Genomic DNA, 14,153 nt, shown 5'->3' with positions numbered 1-14,153 from the left:
ATATCATCACTTATATGACAGATGAACTTTGTGCTCTAATGAATATTTCGTCCAAATAACTATATGATGAAATATCCGTTAGTGCCGTTACACTTCCTGTTCATTTGAGTGACACGAACATTACAAATTGATGTCAAAACGAACGATTTGTTACGTTGAACCGACCGTCTGTAACGAAAGAGAGATTTTTATATAATTAACATCCAATAAATGGTTCGTTCATGACTCAAACATTACAAAACAATCAAAATAATACGCCTTATGTTACATACAAAAAATCCTTTTTCCTATTCACGCTTCGTTTAATTAGGAAAAAAGACCTAAAAAAATCCCCACATTACTTGAAGTAACGTGGGGCAGATTTATTTTATGCGTGTTCTTCGACGAGGTTCGCGATGCGAACCGTGTCCCGTGCGATAACCAATTCTTCGTTTGTCGGGATGATGATGACCTTAACTGGCGAGTGTGGATAGTTGATGAACAATTCTTTACCACGTGCACCGCTGTTAAGTGAAGGATCCCAGTACACTCCCATAAATTCAAGACCACGAAGGATACGCTCACGGATGACGTCAGAGTTCTCACCGACACCTGCTGTGAAGATAATGGCGTCGACACCATTCATTTCAGCGGCATATTGTCCGATATAACCATGAATGCGGTTCGAGAAGATTTTCAACGAAACTTCTGCACGATGGTTACCTTCTGCAGCAGCTTGCTCGATGTCACGCAAGTCACTTGAAATACCAGAAAGACCATAAACACCGGACTCTTTATTCATGACATTCAACACATCTTCAGCAGACTTCCCTGTTTTTTGCATCAAGAAGGGAATGAGCGCAGGGTCCAATGAACCTGAACGAGTTCCCATTGTAATTCCTTCTAGTGGTGTGAAGCCCATTGTTGTATCGATTGAGCGACCACCTGCGACGGCTGCGATTGATGCACCGCTACCTAGGTGACATGAGATTAAACGTAAATCTTCGAGCGGACGGCCGAGAAGTTCTGCCGCACGTTGTGTGACATACTTGTGGCTAGTACCGTGGAAACCATACTTTCGAACACCGTGTTCTGTGTAGTATTCATACGGAAGACTGTACAAGAAGTTCTCTTCTGGCATCGACTGGTGGAATGCCGTATCGAACACTGCAACTTGTGAAACATTTGGCAAGATTGTTTGGAAAGCACGAATCCCAGTCAAGTTCGGCGGGATGTGAAGTGGTCCGAGCTCTGTGAAAGACTCGATATTCTTCATCACTTCTTCGTCGATGACGACCGAATCAGCATACAACTCTTTTCCGTGTAACACACGGTGACCTACGCCAGAAATCTCGTCGAACGATTGGATGATATCGAGTTCGATTAATTTCTCCAACGCCAATTCAACCGCTTCTTTATGTGTGTGAAGTGGCGTGACCACGTTGAACTTCTGTCCTTCACCATACTTGATTGTAAAAATTGCATCTTCTTTCCCTACACGCTCAACAAGTCCGACTGCGAGCAACTCTTCAGAAGGCATCTCGAGTAACTGGAACTTGAGCGATGAACTACCAGCATTGACTGCCATAATTTTCGTCATGTCATACACCTCTTAACTTTCGTTTTAAACGCTTTTATTTATCTGTTCAATTTAAAACTGATAACTGTATCATAATGAAGATACTTGATTTTGCATACCTTTTTCAAGTATTTTGTCCATTATTTTTGTGTTGTTTTGAACCATTCGTCAATCTGTTTCACCACATTGGCAACTGCTCTTACATCTGTGAACGATGGAAGTTCAACAAATAGTGCTTGTTTCGGACGCGTGACGCCTTCCCCTACTTTTTGAAGGAGCAACAAACTTTTCGCATAACGTTCATCTTTAAACATCGTTGTCGGGAGCTGGATGACCCCTTTGACGACGGCCTCGCGGTCCATCCATTGTTTTAATTTCCCTTCATCATCCTGTTCAAACAAATTGTTCGGAATGACAAACAATCCATGACCACCCGGTTTCGTATGACGAATCGCTTGTTCCATCATAAGAAAATGAGAGTACGAATGACCTTCTTCTCGCTCCATATCATATTCGGCGGCGACTTCATCGTTCGGATAATACCCGATTGGTAAGTCGGCAATCGAAAGATCGCTCGGCTCGACAAATAGAGGAGCGAGGGCGTCTTGATGGAAGTACGATACCGGCTCCCCTAATAAGTTACTTATAGAATAGGAAAGGCGGAGTAACAATTCATCGACTTCGACTGCTTGCGCTGTCGCATCTTTCAACTGAGAAAGGACGGCATGCGATAGTGTACCCGTTCCGCTACCAAGATCAAGGATTGTCGCCTCGTCCTTAAGTAGCTTTGTTGCCAAGTAGCCTATGAACAAACTGACCGCATCTGGTGTCGGTTGATTGTTCAGCGGAAGTTGTGTCGTTTCTTCAAGCACGAGCAAGCTGATGGCTTTGCGCACATCATCCATTTTTTCTTTTTCAATTTCGACGTGGTCAAACACTTGTACAAGCGCCTCAATCGGTAATACATCTAAGTCGTTGACGAGCTTTTTCGCTTCTGTTTTCCAATCACGATACAGTTGTTCAAAACGTTCCATTTTTCGTTCATCCTTTCCATACAAAACCGGCCCCCATAAGAGGACCGGTCGGTTCACATACTAGTGTAAGCTATTTTAATCAATTTCGCCAAACGAATCAATTCGCTTGTTCGAACGCTTGTAATGCCGCTTCAAAATCGACTTCATCTGTCATTTCATCCATATATTGAACATACTTCACAGTTCCATTTGAATCGACGACGAACACAGAACGTGCGAGAAGACGCATTTCTTCAATTAAGACTCCGTACGCTTTCGCGAATGAAAGATCGCGGTGGTCGGAGAGTGTGACCACGTTATCTAGACCAGATGCTGAACACCAACGGCGCTGTGCGAATGGTAAGTCGTTCGACACGGTCAAGACCGTTCCGCCAAGTGAAGAAGCTTTCTCATTGAATTCACGCGTTTGTGCGTCACATACGCCTGTATCAATCGAAGGAATGACGCTGATCAGTTTTTTACCCGGGTAACTTGCTAATGTCACTTCTTCTAAAGCGGTCGTTAAAACACGGAAATCAGGAGCTTCGTCTCCCACTTTCACTGGATTCCCTTGTAATGTCACGTTGTTCCCTTTAAATGTTGGCATAAACTCATCCCCTTTGTTGTAGTTACTTGTTCATCATATCGATGAATTCGAGCCTTTGACAAACTTCCTGCTTTTGGCTCTGTTTCAGTTTTCCCTATATTGGTCAGAAGAAACACGTTATAATAAAGGAGACACCATTGACAAAGGGGATGACTCAGATGAGAAACAACGTCTATTTGTACCATCGTAACGTCAACGAATTCACTAAAGAAGTGAAAAAGTTAAAAGAAATTGGAGAAAAACACGGATTTAACATCGTGAATCAACCTGAGGACGCGAACATTATCGCAGCAGTCGGCGGGGACGGCGCATTCTTGCAGGCTGTTCGTTACACCGGTTTCCGTCAAGATGCCATTTATGTCGGATTCGGACGCGGATTGAACGAGTTTTATTGTGATTTTGATATACATAAACTCGATGAAGTTGACCGACTCTTCTCAGACAACTCGACACGGATCGAAGAAGGCATCGAAGTACGGAAGTATCCGCTTCTCTCTTCATCAATCAACGAATCGAAACCGCTTCTCTGTTTAAATGAAGCTTCGATTAAATCTAGTATCATCAAATCACTTGCCATCGAGGTATATATCGACGACTTACATTTCGAAACATTCCGTGGGGACGGAATGGTGGTCTCGACTCCGACCGGTTCGACTGCCTATAACAAATCATTGAGCGGTGCGGTCGTCGATCCACTCATCCCTTGCATGCAAGTGAGCGAAATCGCATCGGTCAACAATAATCGATACCGTACGCTTGGCTCTTCTTTCATCGTCCACGACTCACGTAAGCTATCGCTTCGTATCGTCGAAGACGGAAATGACTATCCGATCATCGGTATGGATAACGAGGCACTTAGTTTAAAATATACAGACCGAATTGATATCGAGCTTTCAGACCAAGTCATCAAGACCGTCAAACTCCGGACCAACTCGTTCTGGCACAAAGTACAACGTTCATTCTTCTAATAAACAAGAGGAGTCGATTCATCCGACCTGGATGAATCGACTCCTCTTTAATAGTTTACGATGTGATGACTTCTGCCTCGTATACCGGCTTTCCTTCGACGACCGTCATGACGAGACGATTATGAAGAATGTCTTCTCCGCTTAATTTAAAGAAATCCTCATCCCATACTGTGAAATTGGCATTGTAACTTTGAATCAACAGCCCATTCCTACCATGTGTACCGGTTGCAACATGAGGTGAATAAGTGAAGCTACGGAGTGCTTCATACATCGATAGGCGTTCGTTTGGATTTAGCGTGCTCGACCCTTTGAACGACTGTCTCGTCACTGCACCGAACAACCCCTTTCGAACATCGACGGATGAAATCGGAGCATCACTTCCTCCTAATAAGAGGGCCCCCGTATCTAGTAATGATTTGAACCGATACACATCATGAACGCGTTCATTCCCTAACCGTTCGAATAACATATCTAAATCATCCGATAAAAATACAGGTTGTGCGTCAATCAACACGGGTAGCGATTTGATGCGGTTGATGAGTGAATCATTTAATAGCGAAGCGTGAATAATTCGATCTCTCGTTCCTTTTTTAGCAGGATATTTTTCGAGTAAACCGACAAACTGTTCGACCGCCGCATCCCCGATCACATGTGCCGCCACATTCATTCCGTACGTCCGCGCTTTTTTCACGAGCGCTTCGAGATGGTCCGGTCGATGCACTTCGATTCCGCGCTGACTTTGATCATCCGCATAAGGAACGGATAAAAGAGCGGTGCGTCCACCGAACGAACCGTCCACAAACAACTTCATCGCCCCAAAATCAAACCGTTTTCGCTTTGTCATCGCATCCTGTTGAATAATACGGTCCACCGCCTGCTCATGAACGAGAAGATGCGCCTGAAACGGGAGGTCTTCTAAAACATCCTCGTACGCTTGAATCGTCTCAAGTGGGTCTCCATGATAAAATAAGTCTTCGGTGTGAGCACCCACGATGCCATGCGAGAATAATGAATCGATTGCGCGACGGAGCGAGGTAGCATTTTTCTTTCGATTCCCACTCAGTTCTTTATAAAGAAGGTCTAAGGCAGTATCATATAAGACGCCGTTCAACTTTCCTTCCTCGTCTCGGCCGAGTTTCCCACCTTCGATGACCGTATGATGAATCAAACCGAGGCGTTCAAGTCCTTTCGAGTTCACAACCGCCACATGACGACAGACACGCTTCAAGACGACAGGACGATCCGAGATGACTTCATCAATCATGTCTCGCGTCGGCATTTCGCCAAGCAAACGATCATCAAACCCTTCGGCTACAATCCATTCGTCCCCAGACCCTTGTTGTTTCATCGTCTCAAGTAATTCTCGAAGGTTGGTCGCTTCGCTTGCATCGACACGTTCTAACGCTTCTCCGTAGCCGACGAGATGGATATGTGAGTCAGTGAAGGCTGGATATACACTTTTCCCTTCCAAGTTCACAATCTCTTCAATCCGACCGGCGTATGTACGACGAAGATGTCCTTCTTCTCCCATTTTTAAGACCCGACCATGCTCTACAAACATGGCTCGCATCATCTCACCTGGTTTATTTAACGTATAGATGTTCCCATTGACCCATAACGTACCCATCTGACGATTCCTCCTTGATTGAAAAAAGATTGACGTCTACGTTTTTCCCGTTTCCGTCAATCTTCATGCATCGATTATTTTTTTAGTAACTCTTGTTGCTCTAACCCTTTATCCACACGTTGACGAATTTCATGCGCCCCGTTTTCTTCAAATCGCCCAAGCACCCGCTCACCGATTTCAACGGCAGTACCGTACTCACCATGCAAAAATTTATTTTCTGCAAGCGTCAGAGCAATGTGCACTTCGTTGTCACGACGACGGAAACGGTTCGCATACTGTAATAACTGTTCGGCATACGTCACTTGGCGAATGAGGGCATGTACACGGTCACGGAAATGGTCCATCATTTCTTCCACGTCATGACTGAGCCCTACGATGTATGTCATATTGAACGGCGCCTTATCGAACTGTTCATCTAACGACTGGACACCTTTTTGAAGTTGACGTAAGTCGTTCGACAAGTCGCTTGGTACAACCGGCATCGCACTTTTTGCCAAAAGTCGTCGGTGGCCAGACAATTCTTTCTTCCACGTCTCTAGCTTGTGTCGTACTTCAAGTTCTTCTTTTCTTAATGAATTCGTGTCGTCAATGAACCGTTCGTGCATCGCATTGAATTGGTCGAGTGATCGTTTCGCTTCCTGCACTTTAGATTTAATCATGCTAAACGGCAACATTTGAGCGACAAGAGCTTGTTCGATATCAAGGACGTTGGCCGTAAGCTCCGTCAGTTCACGTTCTAGTTGTTCAAACTCTTCACCGACGCGGGCATTGATTTCATAATTACTGACGAGTCGAGACATTTCAGTTTGTAGGTTGTTCATGATTTCAGTGGATTGACGTTCTCGTTCCTGAATCGCTGCAAATTCTTTTTTCACGTATTGACGAGCATCGACTTCCGTTCGGAATGCTTCAAATAGTTGGTCGATATCCGAACTCAATTGTTGCATGTCCTCTTCGAAATGATCGAATTCCAATCGCTCGATTCGAGTCATCAGTTCCTCACGACGTTCTTCCGCTTGGTCGATTTCATCCATCAGCCCGAGCGGTTCGAGCGCATATCCGTCCATTTGCATTTCTTTATGTCCAGCCCGCAACTGTTGAAGTTGTTGTTTTAACTCAACTTGAACCGTTCGTACAAATTGGGGAATGATTCGAATCAACTCACGGATATGTCCGACTTTGTCCGAAAGTGCTTGTCCGGTTTCAAATGCTTCAGATACTTGACCGACTTGCTTTAAATTGATCATCTCACTTCGCTTCGCCTCAGCGGTTGCAATCTCTTGTTCGACAAGAGCATAAGTCGGTCCGAATGCATGGTTTTGAGAGTTCAATGTTTTGCGGAACTGATACAGTTCTTTCTCATCTTGCTTCACAATATCCATTAGCGAAGTGTGGTGTGTTGTAAACTCATCCATCTCATCGAGCATGGCGTGTACCATCGCCTCGAGTTCTTCGATGAGTTGCTCTGTTGCATTTAAGTCGGTCTTCACTTTCATAAAGCGATATTTATCAAGATCTTCTTCAGCTCCATATAACGCTTCATCAATTTGACCTGTATGCACACTGACCAGCTCATCCCAAGACTGATGCCAACGATCAAACTTTTCCTTTGTTTCCCCTTCCATCGGCCATTGTTTGAACTTTTGGAGTTCAACAGGTACGCTCGCACTGAGCACACTTTGTTTCCTCATATCCAAGTCATCAATTTTTTGATAAAAGTTCCTTCGAATGAGCATACTGCCCAACATACCGCCTAATACGACGACGATGATTCCAATGATCAATCCATAAATTCCGTAATCCATCTTTGTCACAACCTCCAAGCCGCTTTCGTGGACTTATGTACCTTATATTAAAAAGAAGTATTTTATAAGAATAGATATACTTAATCATATTATAGAACCAATGATTTGCATAGGTTTTCCAATGGTTTCAATGGAGATTGTTCATTTTTTCAGAACTTTTCCGCAAGACAAATCACTAATTTGCGTGTACCATAATGCTAAATTCTAAAAACATGAAAGACGGAGGGGATTTGCTATGTTCCAAACGACATCGTATTCAGGTGATTTAGCTGCAGGTTATGAACTATTAAATAAGCAACTCGCTGCACTATTAGAAGGTGAGACAAATGAAGTGGCTAACCTAGCTAATGCGAGTGCTTTACTGAATCAATTTTTAGATCGCATCAACTGGGTTGGATTTTATGTGACAAATTCTGAGGAGAGTCTCATCTTAGGTCCTTTCCAAGGGCTACCGGCCTGTGTGCACATCGCATTTGGAAAAGGCGTTTGTGGAACGGCAGCGTCTACACAAAAAACTCAGCTTGTGGCCGATGTCCATCAATTCCCGGGACATATCGCTTGTGATGCAGCTTCAAACTCGGAAATCGTTGTCCCTCTCGTGCGCGACGGTAAAACAATCGGCGTCCTCGATATCGACAGCCCTGAATTTAATCGATTCTCCGAAGTCGATCGTCAAGGACTCGAACATTTTTGTGAGACATTACTTCACTATATTTGATTGACAAGCATCACGTTTCATCGTATACTCATCTTTGTGCATGAAATGACGATAGCAGTCACTGACAAACGTATCCACCTTTCGGGCCTCGACTTAGTCGGAGGGGCATCTCGTAGCTTCGCTATCAAGTGAAGGTGCTTGCACCTTGAAAGGGGCGTTACTCGTCTTTGACACCGTTGTTCTTTTGTGCAAAATACATGAACAACAAGGAGGAGTCCAAACATGGCTCGTTACACAGGTCCAGCTTGGAAACTCTCGCGTCGCTTAGGCATCTCGCTTAGCGAAACGGGTAAAGAATTAGTAAAACGTCCTTACGCACCAGGTCAACACGGAAATGGTCGTAAGAAAATCTCAGAATACGGTCTTCAACTTCAAGCGAAGCAAGCACTTCGTCACATGTACGGAGTGAACGAGAAGCAATTCAACCGCATCTTCAACGATGCTGGTAAAATGCCAGGCATCCACGGTGAGAACTTCATGTTCTTGCTCGAATCACGCCTTGACAACCTCGTTTACCGTTTCGGTCTCGCTCGCACACGTCGTGGAGCACGCCAACTCGTCAACCACGGTCACATCACAGTTGACGGATCACGCGTAGACATCGCGTCTTACCGCGTAAAACCTGGTCAAGTTATTGCAGTTCGCGAAAAATCGAAAAACGTTAAAGCAATCGCTGAAGCTCTTGAAGTAGCACCAGCTACAAAAGACTTCGTATCGTTTGACGCTGAGAAACTCGAAGGTACATTCGTACGTCTCCCAGAACGCGCTGAACTTAACGACCAAATCAAAGAGCAACTCATCGTCGAGTACTACTCACGTTAATGCTTTTAATCCCCTTCTTCGAGAAGGGGATTTTTTTATTTCTTTAAGATTTCTTGTCGAATACGTCCCATCTGTGTGTCGAGGGCATCGGCCATAAAAGAAGCCTCAATGAGCTCTTCTTTGGACGATTCCGGTATCGCATGCTGATATTTGTATTGAAGCTTATGTTCCGTCGCTGCCCAAAAATCCATGGCGAGCGTCCGAATCTGAATCTCGGCCGGCACCCAGATAATTCGTTCGGCCAAATAGACTTTTGTCTTCACAATGAGATGTAAGCTGCGATACCCGCTTGGCTTCGGATGCTCGATATAATCTTTGACTTCGATAATCTCCAAATCATCCCGCGCCTCTAAATGACGTAAAATCGCATATATATCATCTCGGAAGCTCGTAACAATCCGTATTCCCGCTACATCATGCACATGTTCCCAAAGCGCCTCGATTTCTAACGGCAATTCTTTGCGCCTCATCTTGCGTACGATGGACGGCAACGTCTTCATCCTCGTCTTCACATGTTCAATCGGTGAATACCCGAGTCGCGTCTGCCAATCTAAGTCGATGATCCCGAGGTCGCTCTCAAGTTCTGTGATGGCCATCTCATAGTATCGAAAATGTTCGCGCCATTGATGGAACTGATCACCGAAAAACTCTTCTATTTCCATTATCATCCCTCCTACCTCATCATTTTATCAAATCACCATAGCTGAAAAAGGGTTAAAAAAGTCCATTCCTCAACAAAAAAGGAACGGACGGACATGATGATTATACGTGACGAATCACAAAGTATTTTTTCTTACCACGACGAATGATTGTAAATTCGCCGAGTGTGTCAGCACGCGTGATGACTTTATCAAGTGCCTGTTCACGCTCGCCGTTCAAGTAAATCGCCCCGTTCGTCACGTCTTCTCGTGCCTGACGTTTCGATGGTGAAATCTTCGCTTCGACGAGGAGGTCGACAAGGTTACGTTCCCCGTCAAGTTCAAATTGCGGCATTCCTTTGAATGCGTCCTCCATGTCTTCCGGTTGAAGTGATGTCAGATCACCACTGAAGAATGCTCTCGTGATGCGTTCAGCTTGCTCAAGCCCTGCTTCACTGTGGACGAGCTTCGTCATCTCTTCTGCGAGACGTCGCTGTGCCACACGTTTCTCCGGTGCTTCCGTCACTTCAGCTGCAAGTGCTTCGATTTCTTCATGAGACATGAACGTGAAGTATTTGATGAACTTGATGACATCGGCATCGTCGACGTTAATCCAAAACTGGTAGAACTCGTACGGTGAAGTCTTGTCAGCATCCAACCAAACTGCACCGCCGGCCGTCTTCCCAAATTTCTGACCATCCGACTTCGTGACGAGCGGCACCGTGAGTCCGAACGCTTTTTCCGAATGGCCGAAGCGACGGATCAATTCAAGACCTGCTGTGATGTTTCCCCACTGGTCACTGCCTCCGACTTGAAGACGACATTTTTCAGTCTCATATAATTTCAAGAAATCGTATGATTGCAGCAACATGTATGAAAATTCAGTGTAAGAGATCCCGCTCTCCATGCGCGAGTCCACCGAATCTTTCGCTAACATGTAACTGATCGGGAAATGTTTACCGATATCGCGAAGGAAGTCGATAATCGACATCTCTTCTGTCCATTCGTAGTTGTTACGGATTGTGATCGGATTCTCTCCTTCAAGCGGGAGGAATCGGCTTAACTGGTCTTTGATACGATCCGAAAAGAGTTTGACCGTATCCAATGTGTTAAGAGAACGCTCGTCTGAACGCCCGGACGGATCTCCAATCATACCTGTCGCCCCACCGACAAGCGCGATGACCTGATGACCTGCCTGTTGGAAACGTTTTAACGTCAAAATCGGCAATAAGTGCCCGATATGAAGCGAATCCGCTGTCGGGTCAAATCCCGTGTACAACGTCGTCGGACCCTTGAGTTGTTCCTTCAATCCTTCTTCGTCTGTCATTTGGTTGACAAGCCCTCTAAACTCTAAATCTTTTAATAGTTCCATTTGTTCCACTCCTTCAATTGACATAAAAAAACGTCCCTTCTCAATATGAGAAGGGACGGAGATTCCGTGGTACCACCCTACTTGTCGCAATATGATGCGACCGCTTTGAGCGAGAGATAACGGTCTCGAACCGGCCTAATGGCACGCTCTGAAAGTGTAATTCATCGTTTGGCGTTGGCTAGTTCACAGCAACCACTAGCTTTCTGGACAAGAGGCCGACCGACTACTTCGCTTTCTTCAAGGCGTCATGATATTGTTGACTATGTTATTCATTTTATAAGCATCGTTTTCGACTTGTCAACTCCCATATCGAAACTTGCACGAGACATCGGTTTCACGGTAAGGTGTAGGTTGAATTGTGCTATAATCGAATATATTACTGTCTAAAATAGTTTTACACCATATTTAAGGAGGCTGTCATGCTGCAGAAGATTCGAGACTTATGGAATAATCCGACGTCATTGAAAGTACGTCGCTATGCAAATGTTATGTATGATGTGTCGTGGAACGTTCTGCTTCTGACCATCATTTCTGTTATGTTAATCGGGTTTTTAGGTGCTGGAATCGGTGTCGGATATTTCGCATCCCTTGTCAAAGATATGCCTACCCCTGCATACAAGACGATGACGTCACAAATCAATACGTACACATCGACCTCAAATATTTTCTTCGGGAGCGGGGAACGCATCGGGAACTATACGACCGATGAAGTCCGAATCCCGATTCCGGTAGAGAAAGTATCCCCTTACGTCGTCGACGCGCTTCTTGCGACAGAGGATGTCGAGTTCTACGAGCACGACGGAGTCGTTCCGAAAGCAACATTACGCGCGATTTTACAAGAAGCAACCGGATCAGAAGATCGTACGGGTGGTTCAACCCTCACCCAGCAATTGATCAAAAACCAAATGTTGACGAATGAAGTTTCGTTCGAACGAAAAGCAAAAGAAATTTTACTTGCCCTACGACTTGAAAAAGCGATGGATAAGGATGAAATTTTAAATGCCTACTTGAACGTCGTCTCTTTCGGTCGTAACTCGATGGGACGCAATATCTCCGGAATTGAAGCAGCTTCTCGTGGTGTATTCAATACTTCGGCAGAGAAGTTAACGCTCCCTCAAGCCGCCTTTCTTGCCGGGATTCCGAAAAACCCGTTCTTCTATACACCCTACTATCAAGGTGGTGTCATTAAAGAAGACGTATCGGGTGCAGTCAATCGAATGAAAACGGTATTGAACCGGATGTACGTCGCCGGGAAGATTACGCAAGAAGAGTATGATGCAGCTTACAACTATGACATTACGCAAGACTTCATGCAGACACAGACGAAGCCCCGTGACAAATATCCGTATGTTGTTGATGAAGCGGAACTACAAGCACGTCAGATTGTGACAGATTATTTATTGGAGCAAGATGGAATTGAAATTGATGAATTGAGTTCTAAAGAAAAAGACTCTGTCCAATCCACTTATGCCAAGCGTGCGCATAACATGTTGCGTCAAGGTGGTTTCAACATCCGTTTGACACTCGATAAAGAAGTGCACGAAGCGATGCAACAACCGGCTAAAAATGCCGGAAACTTTGGTCCGAATCAATATGTCGAAGAAGAGGACCGTACACTTCCTGAACAAACCTCTTCGGTTATGATTGAAAACAAAACTGGGAAAGTACTTGGATTCGTCGGAGGTCGATATATCAACGGTAAGACGGATGACTTGAACCGTGCTTTCTGGGCTGAACGTCAAATCGGATCGACTGCAAAACCAATTCTCGTCTATTCAAACGCAATCGAAGCTGGCATGATCACACCAGCCACTCAAATTATTGACGAAGAATATTACTATCAGTTCACTGGTCCGGGACAACCGAAAAAACAAGTTCAAAACGAAGGGAAGACGTATCGCGGAGTCGTCACAGTGCGCGATGCACTCAAGCTTTCATTGAACGTTCCGGCCGTTAAAATTTATGAGGAACGTAATCAAAAACCTGCCGATACACAGAAACTAGTGGATATGGGGATTCCTGTATCCGAAGGAAATCGTTACGCATCAGCAATGGCCCTCGGTACAGGAGAAGTAAAGCCAATCGATTTGGCAGCGTCGTATGCGATGCTCGCTAACTACGGTGAGCATGTAGAGCCTTACTTCATCCAAGAAATCGAATATCAAGGTGAAGTGATTTACGAAGCGAAACCGAAGAAAACTCGTATTTTCACGGAACGTACCTCTTATCTCGTGCTCGATATGTTGCGTGATGTTTACACGTCAGGTACTGCGACATACGCACAATCCTTACTCAACGTCCCTGGCGACTGGATGGGTAAAACCGGTACAACGAACGCTCAACGCGATTCTTATTTAGTTGGATCGAACCCGAACGTCACACTCGCTGTCTGGTCTGGTTATGATTCACAACTTGCCTCGATGCTAGACAGCTGGGAATATGGGCGTTACTATCAGCGAACGCAACGCATTTGGTCACAAACGATGAATCGTGTATATGCAGATAACCCTAAAGCACTAAACGTCAGCGCACGCTTCTCGCAACCTTCAAGCGTCTCTGCAAAAGACTTCACAGATTCTGGTTCATTCTCTGAGAAGAAGAAAATAGAAGAGAAAGAAAAAGAAGAGGAAGAGAAGAAAAAAGAAGAAGAAGCCAAGAAAAAGGCTGAGGAAGCTAAGAAAGAAGCTGAAGAGAAGAAACAAGAAGCTGCTGACGATGCTGCAGCGAAGAAAAAAGCCGAAGAAGAAGCTAAACGAAAAGCTGAAGCTGATGCTGCTGCCAAGAAAAAAGCGGAAGAAGAAGCGAAGAAAAAAGCTGAGGAAGAGGCTCAAGCTGAAGAAGAGGCTCAAGCTGAAGAAGAGGCCCAACAAGAAGCCGATCAATCAGCTGAAGATAACGCCGATTCGGATGGTGAATGAAAAAAAGGTCGACACATTTGAACTGAACCGAAAAAGTTAGACACTAAATAGTTTCGTTAGGCGACCTTTAGAACCTGCGTCCGGTATTCCACCGGGCTCAGGTTTTT

General features: G+C 44.9%; 11 protein-coding genes and 1 other annotated feature. Of the genes, 4 read left to right on the top strand and 7 right to left on the bottom strand.

Annotated features, from left to right (window positions below; all coding sequences use genetic code 11):
- Positions 1-367 precede the first annotated feature (367 nt).
- From KNO96_RS00055 to tpx, 3 genes are all read right to left on the bottom strand, one after another.
- Entirely contained in the window at positions 368-1,579 is a 1,212-nt protein-coding gene (locus KNO96_RS00055; protein ID WP_026825592.1) for an acetate kinase, read from the bottom strand.
- Between the two features lie 119 nt (positions 1,580-1,698).
- The gene (locus tag KNO96_RS00050; RefSeq protein ID WP_214699195.1) at positions 1,699-2,592 is read right to left on the bottom strand and encodes a class I SAM-dependent methyltransferase; all 894 of its coding nucleotides are present in this window, start codon (positions 2,590-2,592) and stop codon (positions 1,699-1,701) included.
- Positions 2,593-2,689: 97 nt separating this feature from the next.
- On the bottom strand, positions 2,690-3,178 hold the full coding sequence (gene tpx / locus KNO96_RS00045) for a thiol peroxidase (protein ID WP_026825590.1): 489 nt from the start codon (positions 3,176-3,178) through the stop codon (positions 2,690-2,692).
- A 149-nt stretch (positions 3,179-3,327) separates the two neighbouring features.
- Here tpx and KNO96_RS00040 point away from each other — a divergent pair, with 149 nt between their 5' ends.
- Positions 3,328-4,146, top strand: a complete 819-nt coding sequence (locus tag KNO96_RS00040) for an NAD kinase (RefSeq protein ID WP_214702815.1) — start codon at positions 3,328-3,330, stop codon at positions 4,144-4,146.
- Between the two features lie 55 nt (positions 4,147-4,201).
- Here KNO96_RS00040 and KNO96_RS00035 read toward each other — a convergent pair whose 3' ends face one another.
- Positions 4,202-5,773 carry an amidohydrolase gene (locus KNO96_RS00035; RefSeq protein ID WP_214701778.1) on the bottom strand — a complete coding sequence of 524 codons (1,572 nt, stop codon included), beginning with the start codon at positions 5,771-5,773 and terminating at the stop codon, positions 4,202-4,204.
- Positions 5,774-5,847: 74 nt separating this feature from the next.
- A complete protein-coding gene (gene ezrA, locus KNO96_RS00030; protein WP_214701777.1) occupies positions 5,848-7,578 on the bottom strand; it encodes a septation ring formation regulator EzrA in 1,731 nt (576 codons plus the stop codon).
- A 235-nt stretch (positions 7,579-7,813) separates the two neighbouring features.
- Here ezrA and KNO96_RS00025 point away from each other — a divergent pair, with 235 nt between their 5' ends.
- Positions 7,814-8,296 (top strand): GAF domain-containing protein, encoded by a 483-nt coding sequence (locus KNO96_RS00025; protein WP_214701776.1) that lies wholly within the window; start codon positions 7,814-7,816, stop codon positions 8,294-8,296.
- Between the two features lie 222 nt (positions 8,297-8,518).
- On the top strand, positions 8,519-9,118 hold the full coding sequence (rpsD, locus tag KNO96_RS00020; protein ID WP_026825585.1) for a 30S ribosomal protein S4: 600 nt from the start codon (positions 8,519-8,521) through the stop codon (positions 9,116-9,118).
- A gap of 35 nt (positions 9,119-9,153) precedes the next feature.
- On the opposite strand, the gene KNO96_RS00015 is transcribed toward rpsD, so the two are convergent.
- Both KNO96_RS00015 and tyrS read right to left on the bottom strand, forming a co-directional pair.
- Positions 9,154-9,780, bottom strand: coding sequence for a GTP pyrophosphokinase (locus KNO96_RS00015; protein WP_026825584.1), 627 nt, complete (start codon positions 9,778-9,780; stop codon positions 9,154-9,156).
- A gap of 100 nt (positions 9,781-9,880) precedes the next feature.
- Positions 9,881-11,128 (bottom strand): tyrosine--tRNA ligase, encoded by a 1,248-nt coding sequence (tyrS, locus tag KNO96_RS00010; RefSeq protein WP_214701775.1) that lies wholly within the window; start codon positions 11,126-11,128, stop codon positions 9,881-9,883.
- Between the two features lie 48 nt (positions 11,129-11,176).
- Positions 11,177-11,378: a binding site (T-box leader), on the bottom strand.
- Positions 11,379-11,547: 169 nt separating this feature from the next.
- Here tyrS and KNO96_RS00005 point away from each other — a divergent pair.
- A complete protein-coding gene (locus KNO96_RS00005; RefSeq protein WP_214701774.1) occupies positions 11,548-14,046 on the top strand; it encodes a transglycosylase domain-containing protein in 2,499 nt (832 codons plus the stop codon).
- Positions 14,047-14,153: the final 107 nt, after the last annotated feature.

It is taken from the genome of Exiguobacterium sp. s89, from assembly GCF_018617735.1.
In the GTDB taxonomy this organism is placed as follows: Bacteria; Bacillota; Bacilli; order Exiguobacteriales; family Exiguobacteriaceae; genus Exiguobacterium; species Exiguobacterium marinum.
This window is presented reverse-complemented; position numbering and strand designations above follow the sequence as displayed.

Bases quoted from the DNA above. Each gene is read 5' to 3' on its own strand.
- tyrS (WP_214701775.1), bottom strand. From the start codon at position 11,128: ATGGAACTATTAAAAGATTTAGAGTTTAGAGGGCTTGTCAACCAAATG.
- KNO96_RS00055 (WP_026825592.1), bottom strand. From the start codon at position 1,579: ATGACGAAAATTATGGCAGTCAATGCTGGTAGTTCATCGCTCAAGTTC.
- ezrA (WP_214701777.1), bottom strand. From the start codon at position 7,578: ATGGATTACGGAATTTATGGATTGATCATTGGAATCATCGTCGTCGTA.
- KNO96_RS00015 (WP_026825584.1), bottom strand. From the start codon at position 9,780: ATGGAAATAGAAGAGTTTTTCGGTGATCAGTTCCATCAATGGCGCGAA.
- KNO96_RS00035 (WP_214701778.1), bottom strand. From the start codon at position 5,773: ATGGGTACGTTATGGGTCAATGGGAACATCTATACGTTAAATAAACCA.
- KNO96_RS00040 (WP_214702815.1), top strand. From the start codon at position 3,328: ATGACTCAGATGAGAAACAACGTCTATTTGTACCATCGTAACGTCAAC.
- KNO96_RS00025 (WP_214701776.1), top strand. From the start codon at position 7,814: ATGTTCCAAACGACATCGTATTCAGGTGATTTAGCTGCAGGTTATGAA.
- KNO96_RS00050 (WP_214699195.1), bottom strand. From the start codon at position 2,592: ATGGAACGTTTTGAACAACTGTATCGTGATTGGAAAACAGAAGCGAAA.
- rpsD (WP_026825585.1), top strand. From the start codon at position 8,519: ATGGCTCGTTACACAGGTCCAGCTTGGAAACTCTCGCGTCGCTTAGGC.
- KNO96_RS00005 (WP_214701774.1), top strand. From the start codon at position 11,548: ATGCTGCAGAAGATTCGAGACTTATGGAATAATCCGACGTCATTGAAA.
- tpx (WP_026825590.1), bottom strand. From the start codon at position 3,178: ATGCCAACATTTAAAGGGAACAACGTGACATTACAAGGGAATCCAGTG.